This window comes from Melioribacter sp. (genome assembly GCF_049325435.1).
Taxonomy (GTDB): Bacteria; Bacteroidota; Ignavibacteria; order Ignavibacteriales; family Melioribacteraceae; genus Melioribacter; species Melioribacter roseus.
Genome location: NZ_JBMOLD010000001.1, coordinates 247,859 through 264,688, shown reverse-complemented (window position 1 = coordinate 264,688; position 16,830 = coordinate 247,859). Strand labels below are relative to the sequence as shown.

Annotated in this window: 12 protein-coding genes and 1 pseudogene; 10 read left to right on the top strand and 3 right to left on the bottom strand. The window is 42.5% G+C overall.

Translation table 11 applies throughout. The annotated features are described in order from the left end of the window. Window positions 1-138 precede the first annotated feature (138 nt). The 10 genes and pseudogenes from ACOYVE_RS01140 to ACOYVE_RS01095 form a co-directional block, all read left to right on the top strand. A pseudogene (locus ACOYVE_RS01140) lies at window positions 139-1,011 on the top strand (endo-1,4-beta-xylanase); the annotation flags it as partial. Then, complete coding sequence (locus ACOYVE_RS01135; protein WP_422880616.1) at window positions 997-1,317, top strand: T9SS type A sorting domain-containing protein; 321 nt, start codon at window positions 997-999, stop codon at window positions 1,315-1,317. The pseudogene ACOYVE_RS01140 and the gene ACOYVE_RS01135, both read left to right, overlap by 15 nt. A gap of 90 nt (window positions 1,318-1,407) precedes the next feature. After that, complete coding sequence (locus ACOYVE_RS01130) at window positions 1,408-4,263, top strand: glycosyl hydrolase 115 family protein (protein ID WP_422880564.1); 2,856 nt, start codon at window positions 1,408-1,410, stop codon at window positions 4,261-4,263. A gap of 71 nt (window positions 4,264-4,334) precedes the next feature. Then, complete coding sequence (locus ACOYVE_RS01125; RefSeq protein WP_014856755.1) at window positions 4,335-6,011, top strand: glycoside hydrolase family 43 protein; 1,677 nt, start codon at window positions 4,335-4,337, stop codon at window positions 6,009-6,011. A gap of 52 nt (window positions 6,012-6,063) precedes the next feature. Then, entirely contained in the window at window positions 6,064-6,732 is a 669-nt protein-coding gene (locus tag ACOYVE_RS01120) for a cobalamin B12-binding domain-containing protein (protein WP_422880563.1), read from the top strand. A 1-nt stretch (window position 6,733) separates the two neighbouring features. Then, entirely contained in the window at window positions 6,734-7,615 is an 882-nt protein-coding gene (locus tag ACOYVE_RS01115) for a homocysteine S-methyltransferase family protein (RefSeq protein WP_422880562.1), read from the top strand. A 6-nt stretch (window positions 7,616-7,621) separates the two neighbouring features. Then, complete coding sequence (locus ACOYVE_RS01110; RefSeq protein ID WP_422880561.1) at window positions 7,622-8,356, top strand: vitamin B12 dependent-methionine synthase activation domain-containing protein; 735 nt, start codon at window positions 7,622-7,624, stop codon at window positions 8,354-8,356. After that, the gene (locus tag ACOYVE_RS01105) at window positions 8,353-9,387 is read left to right on the top strand and encodes a uroporphyrinogen decarboxylase family protein (protein ID WP_014856759.1); all 1,035 of its coding nucleotides are present in this window, start codon (window positions 8,353-8,355) and stop codon (window positions 9,385-9,387) included. The genes ACOYVE_RS01110 and ACOYVE_RS01105 overlap by 4 nt, the downstream gene beginning before the upstream one ends. 81 nt (window positions 9,388-9,468) lie before the next feature. Further along, the gene (locus ACOYVE_RS01100; RefSeq protein WP_014856760.1) at window positions 9,469-10,776 is read left to right on the top strand and encodes a polysaccharide deacetylase family protein; all 1,308 of its coding nucleotides are present in this window, start codon (window positions 9,469-9,471) and stop codon (window positions 10,774-10,776) included. A gap of 25 nt (window positions 10,777-10,801) precedes the next feature. Beyond that, complete coding sequence (locus tag ACOYVE_RS01095; protein ID WP_422880560.1) at window positions 10,802-11,821, top strand: uroporphyrinogen decarboxylase family protein; 1,020 nt, start codon at window positions 10,802-10,804, stop codon at window positions 11,819-11,821. A 28-nt stretch (window positions 11,822-11,849) separates the two neighbouring features. Here ACOYVE_RS01095 and ACOYVE_RS01090 read toward each other — a convergent pair whose 3' ends face one another. Genes ACOYVE_RS01090 through ACOYVE_RS01080 form a run of 3 tightly spaced genes read right to left on the bottom strand, consistent with a single transcriptional unit; the run spans window position 11,850 to window position 16,685 of the window. Continuing rightward, a complete protein-coding gene (locus ACOYVE_RS01090) occupies window positions 11,850-12,839 on the bottom strand; it encodes a glycoside hydrolase family 130 protein (RefSeq protein ID WP_014856762.1) in 990 nt (329 codons plus the stop codon). 13 nt (window positions 12,840-12,852) lie between these two features. After that, complete coding sequence (locus tag ACOYVE_RS01085; RefSeq protein WP_422880559.1) at window positions 12,853-15,246, bottom strand: GH36-type glycosyl hydrolase domain-containing protein; 2,394 nt, start codon at window positions 15,244-15,246, stop codon at window positions 12,853-12,855. A gap of 23 nt (window positions 15,247-15,269) precedes the next feature. Further along, the gene (locus tag ACOYVE_RS01080; RefSeq protein WP_422880558.1) at window positions 15,270-16,685 is read right to left on the bottom strand and encodes an MFS transporter; all 1,416 of its coding nucleotides are present in this window, start codon (window positions 16,683-16,685) and stop codon (window positions 15,270-15,272) included. Window positions 16,686-16,830: the final 145 nt, after the last annotated feature.

The following is a 16,830-nucleotide window of genomic DNA, read 5'->3' as shown; positions in this document are numbered from 1 at the left end:
CAGATTGCTGCTCGTGAAGACGGACTCGATATCGATAAAATTGCATTCGGAAAATCATATCTCTATTACACGGTTGATAATCTTGAAAATAAAACGGCAGGAGTGGATAAATTACCGGGTGAAATCTGGATGGGTCCTCCGATTGCATCGAAACAACCGAAGTTTTTAGGCTCTGCTTACAGTACTGCTCAGGCTCCGAATTTTGCGGCTTACTGGAATGCCGTTACTCCGGAAAATGCCGGCAAGTGGGGCAGCGTGGAATCGGCTCGCGATCAAATGAACTGGGGCGGTCTCGACGCGGCGTATAATCTGGCTAAAGAAAACGGATTCAAATTTATCTATCACGTTCTTGTCTGGGGACAGCAGCAACCCGGATGGATTAATAATCTTCAACCTGACGAGCAACTCGAAGAAATACGGGAATGGTTCCAGGCTGTAGCCGACAGATATCCCGACATCGATTATTTGCAGGTTGTCAACGAACCGCTGCCGAATCACGCGCCCGCTCAATACAGGAACGCATTGGGAGGCGAAGGTTCTACCGGATGGGACTGGGTAATTAACGCATTTAAAATGGCTCGGGAAATTTTCCCTTCCAAAACAAAACTGATGATTAACGATTATAATATTATTAACAGTTCCGCTAATACAAGCGCATATCTCAAATTAATCAGGCTGTTGCAGGCTGAAAATTTGATCGACGTTATCGGCGTTCAAGGGCATGCATTCTCATTGAATACCGCGGTTTCCGTTATAAAAAAGAATCTCGACTCGCTCGCTTCTACGGGTTTGAAAATTCAGGTAACGGAACTTGATATTGACGGTATGACCGACGAAAGGCAATTACAGGATTATCAAAGAATATTCCCCGTATTGTGGGAACACCCCGCGGTCGAAGGAATTACTCTTTGGGGATGGAGACCAGGGCTCTGGAGAAACGAACAGAAAGCATACCTGGTTGACGCTAACGGCACGGAAAGACCCGCATTAGTCTGGTTGCGAAATTATCTCGATTCCGTTGTTGTATCGGTAGAACGAATCGACGATTTGCCGAAAGATTTCTATCTGTCGAATAACTATCCAAATCCGTTTAATCCATCTACGAGAATTAATTACTCGCTTTCGAAGTCCGTCAATGTATCGCTCAAAGTTTATGACGTGCTTGGACGCGAAGTAAGAACGCTTGTGCAGGGAGCGCAAAATCCCGGTTCTTACACTGTTATATTCGACGCTTCGGATCTCTCAAGCGGAATTTACTTCTACCGTCTCGAAGCGGGCAATTTTTCCGAAACAAAACAAATGTTGTTGATGAAATAATATCATTGTACGGGTTGGCTCGCTATCGCGGCGAGCTAACCCTGTTCTTTTTTTAATAATTTATTACACCGGATTTATAATAGGCTTATCATGAAAAAATTAATCGCTTTGATTATAAGCATACTAACGCTTCAAAACGGAATTTTATACGGCGGCAATTATATTACCACACAAAAAGAAGAAAGCGCTTTTACTATAGCGGAAAAAGGCAAAGCCGCTCCAATATTCTATGCCAACGACGACTACCCCGGCGTGATAAGAGTTATCAAACAACTGAGCCTCGATATTGAGTCTGTTGCCAATATTAAACCGGAAGTCTATGACCGTAACTATCCCGCAACCGATTTTGCAATTATTATCGGGACGTATAACAAAAGCAGTTTGATTAAGAAATTGATAGAGCAAAATAAAATTGATATAAAAAATCTTGAAGGCAGATGGGAGCAATTTTTCATTATCACTGCCGAAGATATTATGCCGGGCGTCAAGAAAGCGCTTTTAATTGTGGGGAGCGACAAGAGAGGGACGATATTCGGGATATACGATTTATCGGAAAAAATGGGAGTCTCGCCCTGGTACTGGTGGGCTGATGTGCCGGTCAAGAAAAAAGAAGCGGTCTATGTCAAACCCGTTAATTTTACGATGGGAGAGCCGGCGGTTCAATACCGCGGAATTTTTATAAATGACGAAGCTCCGGCTTTAACGGGTTGGGCTTATGAAAAATTCGGAGGCTTTAATCATCGGTTCTATCAACATGTATTTGAGCTGATTCTCCGATTGAAAGGGAATTTTTTGTGGCCCGCAATGTGGGGCAAATCATTTTTCGACGACGACTCTTTAAATCATAAACTTGCGGACGAATACGGCATTGTAATAAGCACGTCGCACCACGAGCCGATGATGAGAGCTCACGTCGAATGGGCAAGATACGGTAAAGGACCCTGGAACTATACAAAAAACGACAGCGTATTGAGAGGATTCTGGCGTGAAGGTATTAAAAGGATGAACGGATACGAAAGCATTGTAACTATCGGAATGCGAGGCGACGGCGACGAACCGATGAGCCGGGACGCCAATATTGCTTTACTGGAACGAATTGTGGATGACCAAAGAAAAATAATCGAAGAGGTAACCGGTAAAAAAGCCGAAGAAACGCCTCAAGTCTGGGCGCTCTATAAAGAAGTTCAGGAATATTACGATAAAGGTATGCGAGTACCCGACGACGTTACATTGTTGCTTTGCGACGATAACTGGGGAAATATCAGAAAATTGCCTGACTTGAATGAAAAACCCCGTAAAGGCGGATACGGAATCTACTATCATTACGACTACGTCGGGGGCCCGAGAAATTATAAGTGGATCAATACTAATCAGATTGAACGCGTTTGGGAGCAGATGCATCTGGCATATGAATACGGCGCCAGGAAAATATGGATTGTAAACGTAGGCGATATCAAACCGATGGAATTTCCGATCGACTTTTTCCTCGATTATGCCTGGAATCCGGAATTTATACCGCTGGAGAAACTCGGCGAATATTCTTACGAATGGGCAAAAGAGCAATTCGGCGAAAAATATGCGCGCGATATCGCCGAGATTCTGGATAAATATACTAAATACAATTCGCGCAGAAAACCCGAACTGCTTTCGCCCGAAACTTACAGCCTGGTTAATTTCCGCGAATTCGAAAGAGTTACGGAAGAGTATAAAAGTCTTTATGAAAAAGCAAAAATGATCGATCGGAAGCTTCCCGCCGAATATCACGACGCTTATTATCAACTCGTTCTTCATCCAGTAGAAGCTTCTTCCAATTTGTACGAGCTATATTTCGTTACGGCAAAGAATCGTATGTATGCAAAACAGAAGAGAGTATTGACAAACCAAACGGCTCAAAAAGTAAAAGAACTTTTCGAAAGGGATTCGCTTATAACCGAATATTATCATACTAAAATTGCTGGCGGAAAATGGAACCATATGATGTCGCAGACTCACATCGGATATACTTATTGGCAGCAGCCGGACAAAAATTACATGCCCAAAATTGAAATAATCGGGAACCCGAATAAATCTGAAATGGGCGTCGCTGTGGAAGGCACGGAAGATTTTTATCCGGATTCCAAATCGCTCGCTCTGCCGGCTTTCGAATCGGTTTATGATCAGAAATATTTTATCGAAATTTTTAACCGGGGAGAAAAGCCGTTCGATTATAAAATTGTCGCGGACGATATTTTTATTATCGAAAATAAAACAGGGACAGTCGAAACAGAAAAGAGAATATGGATTTCAATTGATTGGCAAAAGGCAAAAATAGGAAGTGAGAATTACGTCGTTAAAATAACCGGTCCTAACGATGAAGTTTGTTCGATAAACGCGGTTGTGAAAAATCCGGGACAATTAGATTGCGATAACTATTTTGTGGAAACCAATAATTACGTTTCCATTGAAGCGAAAGATTACTCGCGTAAAATTGAATCGGGAAATATTAAATGGGTTACTATCCCGAATCTCGGACGAACATCGTCGGCCGTTACGTTCTTTCCCGTAACGGCTAATCTGGAACTTTCTGAAGAAAGCCCAAGGCTTGAATATGACATTTATTTGTTCGATAAAGGTAATATTAACGTAAATGTCTACTTATCGCCGACGCTCGATTTTAACGACCATCATGCGGAGGATAGTATCGGACTCCGATTCGCAGTTTCTTTGGACGACGAAACGCCCGTAGTTGTCAATATGCACAAAGGAATTAATCTTAAGCTGTGGGAAAAATGGGTGGCTGATAACATTAACGTACAAAAAACATCTCACGTTGTTGAAAGCCCGGGTAGACATGTATTGAAAATATGGGCAATTGATCCCGGAGTGGTAATTCAAAAAATTGTTATTGAAAGCGGTGAAACGGGTTATTCTTATTTGGGTCCCCCAGAAAGTGTATGTGGGGATTAGGTGTTAGGGATGTATAGTATTAATTGCTGTGTAATCTTGATTATTGAATAACTAAATACAATAGTGTGAAAATGAAAAAATATTTCTTATTACTATTTTTAACGTTTTGCGTATATAACGCGCAGGAAAAATATTCTAATCCGATTTTGATGGGTTTCTATCCCGATCCGAGTATATGCAAAGTGGAAGATAATTATTATCTGGTAAATTCTTCGTTTGCTTACTTTCCCGGCATCCCGGTTTTTCAGAGTAAAGACCTGGTAAATTGGAAATTGATCGGGCATGTGCTCGACAGGAAAGAGCAGATGAATACTAATGGTCTCGGCGTCTCCAGAGGCGTATTCGCTCCGTCAATTAGATATCACAACGGACTGTTTTATGTAACCTGTACGCTCGTAGATGCGGGAGGAAATTTTATAGTGACGGCAAAAGACCCGGCAGGCCCGTGGTCAAATCCCGTTTGGATTCCCGAAATCAACGGCATTGACCCTTCTCCGTTTTTTGACGACGACGGTAAGGCTTACATTGTTTACAACAGTGTAGCTCCGGATAATAAACCTTTATACGACGGACACAGAACAATTAGAATATACGAATTAGACCTCGACAGTCTGAAAGTAAGAGGCGATGAACATATACTCGTTAACGGCGGAACGGATTTATCGAAAAGACCGATCTGGATAGAAGGACCTCATATTTTTAAAAAAGACGGGTATTACTTTTTAATAGCCGCTGAAGGCGGAACGGGCGATAATCATTCGGAGGTGGTATTTAGAAGCAAGAATCTGCTGGGACCTTATGAGCCGTACGCAAAAAATCCGATACTTACCCAAAGGCACCTCGACCCTAATCGCAAAAATCCGATTACTTCAACCGGACATGCGGATTTTGTAGTAACTGACGGAGGCGATTGGTGGGCTGTGTTTCTGGGATGCCGGCCTTATGACAATGGTTATTATAATACCGGCAGAGAAACTTTTCTAGCTCCCGTTAAATGGATTGACGGATGGCCTGTAATTAATCCGGATTATGAAGAAGTGCAATATTTCTATCCATATCCCGCAAAGCCCGCAAAAGAGTTTGCCGAACGAAAATATAGCGGCAATTTTATTATCGTCGACGAATTCGACGAAGATGAATTATCCGGCGACTGGATTTACCTCAGAACTCCGGAAGAAAAATGGCACAGTCTGAAAGAAAAAGAAGGATTTTTGAGAATAAACTTGAGACCTGAAACTTGTTCGGGTAACGGCAATCCTTCTTTTATAGGTCACAGGCAGCAGCATATAAAGTGTTCTGCCGAAACAAAGTTAAATTTTAGTCCCGAATCCGAATTTGAAAAAGCAGGATTGGTAATTTTTCAAAACGAAAAACATTTTTATTATCTGTGCAAATCAAAAAATAAACTTAACGACAGAGTACAATTATTTAAATCGACAAGCGGAAATGAACTCGAATTGATCGAAGAAGCAATTGTGCCCGCCGAATTGCGGAGCGAAGATATCCGCTTAAAGATTGTATCGGAAGGCAAAGAATATTCTTTCCATTACGCATGGAACGAAGGCGAATGGAATACGTTCCTCAATAAATTGGATGCTTCGTTTTTGAGCACAAAAGTAGCGGGCGGTTTTGTAGGGGCTGTATTCGGACTTTATGCCACTTCCTCCGGGAAGATATCTTCCAATAAAGCATTTTATGATTATTTTATCTACCGGGGAAACGACGACATCTTCAATAAGAATGAATAATTATACGTTTTTCCTTATTTTAATTTATAATATAAATAACGACGGTAACGATATGGATGACTTAATCAAAAAAATCAGTTATTGCATTGAAAGAGGCAAAGTCAACAAATCCGCTCCTTACCCGCCGGATTTGAAAGACCAGGAGGGCGCCGACGAATTGGCTTTGAAAGCTTTAGAAACGGGCGTTAAACCGTTCGAAATTCTAGATGCATGCAACGTAGGCATGAAGAATATCGGCGAAAAATTCAGCAGGAACGAAGTATTTGTGCCTGAACTTCTTATGGCTGCCAAAGCAATGCAGGCTGTTATGAACCATCTCAAACCATATTTCCAAACAGGCGAAGTAAAAAAGAAAGGTAAATTTGTAATCGGCACTGTTGCAGGCGATTTGCACGACATCGGAAAAAATTTGGTGAGCATGGTTGTGGAAGGAAACGGCTGGGAAGTAATCGATCTTGGCGTGGATGTAAAAACTAATAAATTTTTGGAAGTAATAAGCAACAACAGAAATTGCACCGTAGGCCTTAGCGCATTGCTTACCACGACTATGGCAAATATGTCCAATACAGTTGCGGAAATCAAAAATAACTTTCCCGATATAAAAGTAATTGTTGGCGGAGCTCCTGTAACTCGGGAAGCCGCAATTAAAATGGGAGCCGACGCCTACGGCGACAACCCTCAGCAAGCCGTTGAAATACTCGAACAATTTTTGGCAGGGTAATATGCGCAATTTTATCGAAGAGGTAAAAAGCGGCAAAGTTCTTATATCCGACGGAGCATGGGGAACTTTTCTTTATGAAAAAGGACTCTCTTCCGACGAGTGCCCCGAACTGTGGAATTTAACGCATCGCGATAAAGTATTGGAAATTGCTAAAAGTTATATCGACGCCGGTTCGGATATGATTCTTACGAACAGCTTCGGCGCCAGTCCTTATAAATTAAAAAGGTACGGCTTGGACGACAGGACGTATGAAATCAATAAAACTGCGGCAGAAATTTCAAGGGAAGCGGCGGGAGATTATCATTTCGTACTCGGTTCGATAGGCCCTACCGGCGCAATTTTAATGATGGGAGATATTTCAGAAGAAGAACTTTTTAACGGTTTTGCGATTCAGGCTAAAGCCCTGGCAGACGGAGGCGCGGACGCCATTTGCGTAGAAACCATGTCGGATATTGCGGAAGCTGTCTCTGCCGTTAAAGCCGCCAAATCTGCGTGCGATTTGCCCGTCGTTTGCACTTTCACTTTCGAAAAGACAGTCAACAACGACTACAGGACTATGATGGGCGTAACTCCCGCTCAGATGGCAGTCGAATTAAAAAATGCGGGCGCTTCGGTAATCGGGAGCAATTGCGGCAACGGATTCGATCAAATGATCGAAATTGTAAAAGAAATTAGATCCGTCGAAAAAGAATTGCCGGTGCTCGTGCATGCAAATGCGGGCAAACCCGTATTTCAGGAAGGCAAGACTGTTTATCTGGAAACGCCCGATTCGATGGCTCATAAATTGAATCTACTTATCGAAAGCGGCGCCAATATTATCGGCGGCTGCTGCGGCACAACTCCTCGTCACATTGAAACTTTTGTCAATACAATTAAAAAATGACGGCGAATGTTTAAGATTAAAAATAACGGGAGTAATAGCCTGGAACTTATTTTGACTCCGGAGCAAATTACAATTCAAAAAGAAGAAGTTGAAGCGGTCATCGGTTATAAAAACACAGAGAGCCATTTTTCAGAAATCATAAATGAAATACTTAACGCATTGCCTGAAAAAATTGAACCGTGCGCGGGTTATGTGCTTATTGATAAGATTGATTACCCAGATAAGAAAAGTATCCGATTGCAGGATGTTGTGTTGAATACCGGACCAATTGTTACAAGTCAATTGAAAAATGCCGAATCGATGTTTCTTTTTCTTGCCACAATCGGCGGTAAGATGGAAAAGTGGATTGACGAATTGCGCAAGGAAGGCGAGCTGGCATACAGTTATATTGCAGATATAATTGCTTCCGCCGCCGCCGAAAAGACCGCCGATTTTATCCATGATTATATCGCCGAAGAAATGAAAAAGTATTATAAGGGAGTTTCCAACAGATACAGCCCGGGGTATTGCGACTGGAATGTAAGCGAACAGCACAAAATATTTTCTTTTTTCCCAAAAGACTTTTGCGGCGTAACTCTCAAAGAATCCGCTTTAATGACGCCCATCAAGTCGATAAGCGGAATTATAGCCGCAGGTGAAAAGATAAAATGGAAAGACTATTTATGCGATACATGCAATGCGAGAGACTGTACTTACAGAATTAAAAATAAACAAAATAAGAATCAGCAGAGGAAATCATGACGGACAATCAATGGGAAATTTTGAAAAAAGTTATCGGCGGCGAAAAAGCGGAGCCTTTGCCGGTGGGGTTTATTATCGACAGTCCCTGGCTTCCGAATTGGTACGGCATTAAAATAGTCGAATATTTTGCAAGCGAAGAGCTCTGGTTCGCGGCTAACTTAAAAGCAATCAATCAATTTCCGGAGGTAATGTTTTTGCCCGGTTTCTGGTCGGAATACGGAATGTGTACGGAACCGTCCGCCTTCGGCGCGCGCTCTTCGTTCCCTCCGAATGAGTTTCCGCACGCCCATAAACTTATCAACTCCGCCGATGAAATCGAATCCTTGCATCAACCGAATCCGGAAACAGACGGTCTGCTACCTTTGATGTTAAACAGGCTCAAATTGTTACAGAGCAGAATTGAAGAAAACGGTCATAAAATAAGATTCGCCGTAGCGCGCGGACCTCTGAATATCGCCAGTTATTTAATGGGAACGACGGAATTTCTTACGACAATGATGATGACGCCTGGCAAGGCGCATGTTCTCATCAGGAAAATTACAGACTTTCTAAAAGACTGGCTCGATCTGCAGAGAAAAACATTTCCTTCGATAGACGGCATATTTTTGCTCGACGATATAATCGGTTTTATGGGCGAGCCTGAATTTAAAGAATTCGGACTTCCTTATTTCAAAGAACTGTTCAATACCGACGTGTCGGTAAAATTCTTGCATAACGACGCGCCGTGTAAAGTCTCGGCTCCTTTTCTGAATGAAATGGGCGTTAATATGTTTAATATGGGAATCGATGTATCTCTAACCGAACTGAAGGAATTGACTGAAAATAAAATTACGCTCGTCGGCAATTTGCCGCCCCGAGACGTACTCGCCGCCGCTTCGCCCGGCGAAGTTGCAGAGGCGACGAAAAAAATGCTCGACGACCTGATAGATAAGTCAAGATTAATTGTCTCCTGCGGAGGAGGTATGCCTCCGGGCGTAAAAACAGAGAATATCGTAGCGTTTGTCGACACGGTGAAAAATTATAAAATATAATCCAGAAAGCTCCGAGAAACGTTCCGGAAAAGTGGGGTTAATTATACGATTTCCGTAATTCATTATTTGGGAATATACGCCATGGCAAAAAAAACAATTTTGTTCTTTTGCTTCATTATATACTTAAATAAAATTCTTCCTCAATCGAAAACGGACGATTATAAAGTTGCCGATTGGTTCGAATTTAAGAAAGCCGCAATCACATATACTTTCGACGACAATTGTTCCAATCAATTGTTGAAAATAGTTCCGATGTTCGACGAATATGGTTTTAAGTTAACGCTGTATACGGTTACAAACTGGGGGCCGAACTGGAAAGCATTAAATAACGCCGCAGAAAACGGTCACGAAATTGCCAGCCATACCGTAAGTCATCCTTACCTCGACCAGCTATCGGAAAGCGAGCTCGAAAACGAACTGGAAAATTCGGCAGAGGCTATACATTCAAATATTAAAACCGGAACGCCGCTGACCATAGCATATCCTTATTGCCGTCCGGGAAAATTATCTCTTGTTAAAAAGTATTATATAGCGGCAAGAGGCTGCCAGGGGTACATCGAAAAAAAGACGCCGTCGGATTTATTTAATATTAGTTCGATAATTTGCGGCTCGGAGGGTCCCGTTAAAACCGTAAAAGAATTTAATACCAAAGCTGAAGAAGCTGCGAGATCGGGCGGCTGGTGCGTTTATCTGTTGCACGGCATCGACGACGACGGAGGGTATTCTCCTTTGCCGTCGGATACTTTACGTAAAAGCCTCGACTATCTGAAAAAGAATGATGACAGATTCTGGGTCGATAATTTTATCAATGTGGTTAAATATATCGGAGAAAGAAACAGTCTTACGATAAATGAAACTTATCGGAGCAACGACACAATAATCTTTACCGCCAACGACACACTTGATGACAATGTTTACGATTTCCCCGTCACTGTTCGTCGTAAAATTCCGGTTGGATGGAAGTCATATATCCTGATACAAAATAATAAAGAAATTACTTTTAAAGTAATTCAGGAAAACGGACAAGATTATATAGTCTTCAATGTAGCGCCTGACAGCGCTGAGATCTTTTTCATTAAAAATAAGACGACCGAAATTAAAGACGAGTTTAAGGACGGCAATTTAAAATCCGGCAGATTGAATAATTATCCGAATCCATTTAATCTTTCAACCAATATTACATTTTCTTTGGACGAGCCTGGCGTTGTTAAACTCACGATTTACGATGTCCTTGGCAGACAGGTAGATACCGTTTCGAAAATCTATTCGGCGGCGGGGGAACATTTATTGACTTATTCAGCGAACAAATTAAGCGGCGGCGTTTACTTTTACGCATTGGATACAAGCAGGGGCAGAATCGGGGTTAACAAGATGTCGCTATTGAAATAGATTTATCCAATAAATCGGAGATGCAATGTCCCGGAAGTTATTGTTGAAAGCAGTCGAACAGGCATATTCGGACCGCAGACGGCTCGTTGCGCCGTTACTCGGATTCCCCGGAATTAATTTGACGAATTCCTCGATCAAAGTAGCCCAGCAAAATTACATAGAGCATTACAAAGTGTTGAACGCTTTATATAACGAATTTCATCCCGATGCAATGTTTACGTTAATGGATTTGTCTGTGGAAGCAAACGCATTGGGTTGTTATACCCTCTTTCCGCAGGAAGAATCTGCAACGGTATTACATTCGTCTTTCGATGAAAGCAGACTGGAATTTATGAACAGTATAGAGATCGAAGGGGACTCAAGAGCCTTGAGTTATTGCGCTACGGTGAAAAAAATGTCGGAAAATTTTCAGGACTCGATGACGTGCGCATATATTACCGGTCCTTATACATTGGCGGGTTTGATTTTGGGAGCCAACAAAGCTGCCGAAATGACGTTAACAAATCCGGAACTTCTGGACGATGTTTGCGGAACGGCTTACGAAAAAATTAAAACTTACGCGGAAATGTTAACCTCTTCCGGAGCGAAAGCCGTATGCGTTCTCGAGCCGAGCGCAGTTATGCTGGGCCCTGAACAATTTATCCGTTTTTCCGCAGAATATGTAAAAAGAATAACGGAAATTTATTCAGAATCGGACATCGCATTTATATATCATATCTGCGGAAATTCGATGCACCTGCTTGAGGCAATGTGCGACGCGGGAGTCAATGCATTGAGTCTCGATTCTCCGGAAACAGGCATGGACATCAAAAAAGCGTGCAAGTCGGCAGGGAATAATATAATTGTGATTGGCAATATTAATCCTGCCGGGAAAATTTTATACGGAACATACGATGAAGTATTTAATGAAACGGAAAAGCTTTTGAACGAAACGGCGGAATTTCCGAATTTCGTACTGAGCACAGGCTGCGATTTGCCTCAGGCTGTTCCCCTCGAAAATATCAGAGCTTTTATGGATGCGGGCAGGAAGTATAAATTGCCTTGAAAAAAAAGCGGAGTTTGAAACTCCGCCGTTAAAATACTTCCGAATTATTTTTTATGTAATCGATTAACTCGTCAACCTGCGTAAAAGCAATCGCCGTATATGTGTCTGCGGCGCCGTAATAAATTGCAATTCTGCCCGTCGGAGCGTCGAACAGGGCTGCGCACGGAAATACAACGTTTGGTACAAAGCCTACGGTTTCATATTCTTTTTCCGGCGTCAGTAAATAATCTCTTGTTCGATAAAGCACTTTTGAAGGATTGTCCAGATCCAATAGCGCTGCGCCAAAACTGTATACAAAGCCGTTGCAGGTTGTAGTTACTCCGTGATAGAATAACAGCCAGCCTTCTTTGGTTTCGATAGGAACGGGACCGGCTCCGATTTTAGTGCTTTGCCACCATCCGTTTCCTCCGCTTCCCATTACATAGCGGTGATTGCCCCAGTGGATTAAGTCGGGGCTTTCGCTTATGTAGATATTTCCGAACGGCGTATGTCCGCTGTCGCTCGGACGGCTCAGTATCATATATTTCCCGTTTATTTTACGGGGGAAGAGCACTCCGTTTCGATTATATGGCATAAACGGGTTCGGCATTCTGACAAATGTTTTGAAATCTTTGGTTCGGCCAAGACCGATTGACGCGCCGCGCATATCGTCGCACCAAACAATATAATATGTGTCGTCTATTTTTACTACGCGCGGATCGTAAGCGTAGCTGGTAGGATTTGGATTGCCGTTTTCGTCAACCCAAGCGATCGGGTCGGGGAAGATTTCCCAACTGATGGCGTCTTTGCTTAATCCGGCAAAGAGCGTCGCTCTGCCGTTTTTTTGATCCGCTCTGAATACGCCTGCAAAACCGTCTTCAAAAGGAACGACTGCGCTGTTGAATATTCGAGCTGCTTTAGGTATCGGATTCCAGCCGATAATCGGATTGCCGCTGTATCGCCATATAACGTCGTTTTTGTTTTTCTTTTCTTCCCACGGAATCGCAGGCAGCGCTCCTCCTATGATTGTGTGGCTCATATGTCACCTCATTTTATTCTATATAAACTGTAATTTGATTCGTTTCTTTAAGTTTTATAATCGGTATAAAATCCGATTCTATCTTTTCTCCGTTCAAAATTATCTGCTTTACTCCGCATTCCTTTTTATTATTGTTAAGAATTGTAATGTCGAGTAATTTTTTTCTGAAGATTCGTTTTACGGAAACCTTATTCCAATACGACGGAATACAGGGCGAAATCTTAATTCCGTAATAATCCGGCTGTAAACCGAGTATATATTGCGAAGCCGCAAAATATGCCCACGAGGCTGTTCCCGTTAACCACGGCAATCTGGAAGCTCCGTAACGAGGACTGTATTTGCTGTGAGTAAACTGGGAATAGACATACGGCTCAATCTCTCTTATTTCCGCCGTATCGTTATAACGCGCGGGCATAAATCTCTTATAGTAATCGTAAGCAATATTTCCTCTGCCTAAAATTGCTTCCGCAATTACAGCCCATCCCTGGGTATGATTGAAAATAGATGCATTTTCTTTCATACCTTTATTAAAAACTCTCGATTTATTGACGTTCGGATCCGTATTCTCTACGGGCGGGTCGCATATTAACAAACCGTAGTCGGTTAAAAGACGATTTTTTACTGTATCCATTATTCGTATGCCTTCTTCTTGGTTCACATGGCGGCTGATAATCGACCAAGATTGAGGATTCAAGAAAATCGAAGCTTCGTCATTTTCTTTAGAGCCGAATTTAAGTCCGTCGGCGCGGTAAGCGCGCAAGAACCATTCTCCGTCCCATCCGTATTTTTTTATGTTTTCGTCCAGGTTATTCAGATGTGAAAGAGCCCATTGCTTTTCGCTATGTTCACCCAACAGATCTGAAATTTCTATAAATGTATGAAGAGCATAGCGAAGTTGAAAAGCTACGAATACGGATTCTCCGTCGTGACCAAGCTGCAGACAATCGTTCCAGTCGGCCGCCAGTCCGCACGGTAAACCGTGTTTGCCGCTTCTCTTAAGATTAAATTCGATAGCCCGTTTGAGATGCATAAAGACCGTGTCTTCCCCTTCGTCGGAATAGGGGAGAATCTTATTGTAAAAACCAACGTCGCCCGTTTCTTTAACGTAAGCTGGAATAGTATTGAAAAGCCACAAGCAATCGTCGGAACGATACTCTCTTTCATCCGGGCGGGTTTCGCAGCCGGGTTTATGAGCAAACGGCTTGACTACGGGCATTGCGCCGCCTGTGGACGTCTGTCCTGTTATCATCAATTCGAGCCGTTCGCGCGCTTCGTCGGGTATCAGATGCAAAACACCCAGCATATCCTGAACGGTATCCCTGTAACCGAGACCGTCTCTTTCGCCGCTGTAAACCAAACTCGCGGCGCGCGACCAGGAATAAGTAATCATGCAGTTATAAGGACTCCAGGTATTGAACATGCTGTTGAAAAGTTCGTCCGGGGTTTCGGCTGTTAAGCCTTCTAAACGGTTATGCCAGTAGTCGACTAATTTTCGGAACTCCGCATAAACTTTAACGGGGTGAGATAATTCCTGCAACGCTTTGCGACCTTCCTCTTCTGCTTTGCCTATTCCCATTACGACTGTAAGTTCTTTGGTCTCTCCGGGATTAAGCGCAATATCCGTTTGCAATACGCCGCAACCGTTATCTCCTACGGCAATCGAATTCGAACAGGATCCTCGTTCCAGAGCTAACGGTTTTGAATAATTGCCGTACGTACCGAGAAAAGCTTCCCGGTCGGTATCGAATCCGGTAATTTTTGAGCCGCTCAATGCAAGGAAAGTATGGCGCGCCTGATCGCTGTATTGAAAATCATCCGGTCTCGGGGGCATAAACACATTTGTACCGTGGTCGATTATATTATCAATCACGTCCATTTTAATAATAAATTGAGAGTACTGGAGATTGTTCATATCCTGCTGAATGTTCCAGTTGTTGGCATATTCAACATATGTGAATATGCGTAACTTTCTTTTTTCAGTATCCCTGTTGGTAAGTTTAAGATGCCAGTATTCATAATTCTTATTAAGCGGGACGAAATAGAGCGTCTCGGAAACGATATCGTCGTATTCCGATCTGATTACGGTATAGGCAGTGCCGTGTCTGCATTCCGATTTGAATTTCTCGAGAGGCTTGCCAACGGGCTGCCACGAAGCCGACCAGAAATCTTTCTTGTCGATATCGTAAATGTAAAAATATCTTCCCGGTTGGTCCATCGGTATTGAATTGAAACGGAGACGAGTAAATCTTCCTTGAGCTGCGGATTTATAAAAACTGTAACCGCCGGCATTGTTTGTAATTATCGCTCCGTATTCGGTAGACCCCAAATAATTGCTCCACGACTTAGGAGTATCCGGTCGCGTTATTACGTATTCTTTTTTCCGATCGTCGAAATAACCGAATTTCATAATTTTAATTCCTTTTGAATCGATTAGGAAACGGCAAAATCATCTTTTCTATTTTTTCTTCTTTCTTCAAGTTCGGACGCTATATTGCTCATCGTATCTTCGTCGAGTTTATAGAACAACATTACAATCAACGATAGTATTCCGATAAAAGCCGGTATTAAACTTACCAGAAGTCTCAAACCTTCTTTGACTGCTTCGGATTGAGCGATGTTCGCCTGATAACCTACTAAAGTCAAAAGCCAGCCTGCGAATGCGGTTCCGAATGCCCACCCGAATTTTTGCGACATTGTCGAAGCCGAAAAGACCAGGCCCGTGGCTCGTCTTTTATTTTTCCATTCCGAATAATCGGCAGAGTCGGCATACATTGCCCAAATTAGGGGAGTAAGGGGACCGCTTGTGAGCGAATAAATTATTTGCAGAATAAAAATCCAAGAAACGTCGCTTGGTTTAAGCGCATAAAACGCGGCGTTAGAGATTATCGAAGTAATAAATAAAATTATAAAAGCTTTTTTCTTTCCGAACAGACTTGCAAACCACTTTGTACAAAGGACTCCGATGATTGCGGAAATCTGACCGATACCGTTGAACGCCGACGTCAATTCGACAAAACCGAGATTATACACCGTTCCGAATAAGTTCAATTGTTGATGTTCAACGTAGTATTTGAAATAGTGGGGAATGACGCTTATACGGGTGGCTACGAAGAGAACCATGAAGATAGTAGCCGCCAATAAAATCAGCCACGGTTTGTTGTTTATCAAATCTTTTAAGTCGTCTTTGACCGATGACTTTTGGCGGGGCGGCGGCATAACCCTTTCTTTTGTGGAAATAAAGGCAATAAAGAAAAATATTACTGCGGCGGCTCCGTATACCATCATAGTTTTTTGCCAGCCTGCAGCTTCATTGCCTCCGCCGAAATATTGGGTCAAAGGCAAAGCCGTTATTGAAACAATCGTTCCGCTGAGATATGCGAAAACATATTTGTATGACGAAACGCTTGTCCTTTCTATTGTGTCCGGAGTAATAACTCCAAGGAGCGAAGAATAAGGAATATTAATCGCTGTGTAGAGCATCATTAACAGCATGAATGTTACGTAAGCGTAAACTAATTTACCCGTATAGCTCAAATCGGGCGTTGTAAATGTTAATACTCCTACAACGGCAAGCGGCACGGAACACCATAGCAAATACGGTCTGAATTTTCCCCAGCGCGTATTTGTTCTGTCTGCTATTATTCCCATCAAAGGGTCGTTAATACCGTCCCAAATTCTCGATACCAAAATCATTGTCCCGGCAGCTGCGGCTGTTATACCGAATACGTCGGTATAGAAGTAAAGCAGATATGCCGTTATTGTTTGCCAGAATAATACGGAAGCAAGGTCGCCGAATCCGTATCCGGCTTTTTCCCAGAAAGATAATTTCTGAACCACTTTACCCATAGGAATACCCCTGTAGTTTAATGATAATTTATTGATTAGCTCTCCTTTTCGATGGGTATCCTCAACTAGAAATCATATGTCTGCGGCTAATAATACTTGTCTATCTTTAATTAGAATGATGACCAAAATAAAAAAGTTTTTTTAT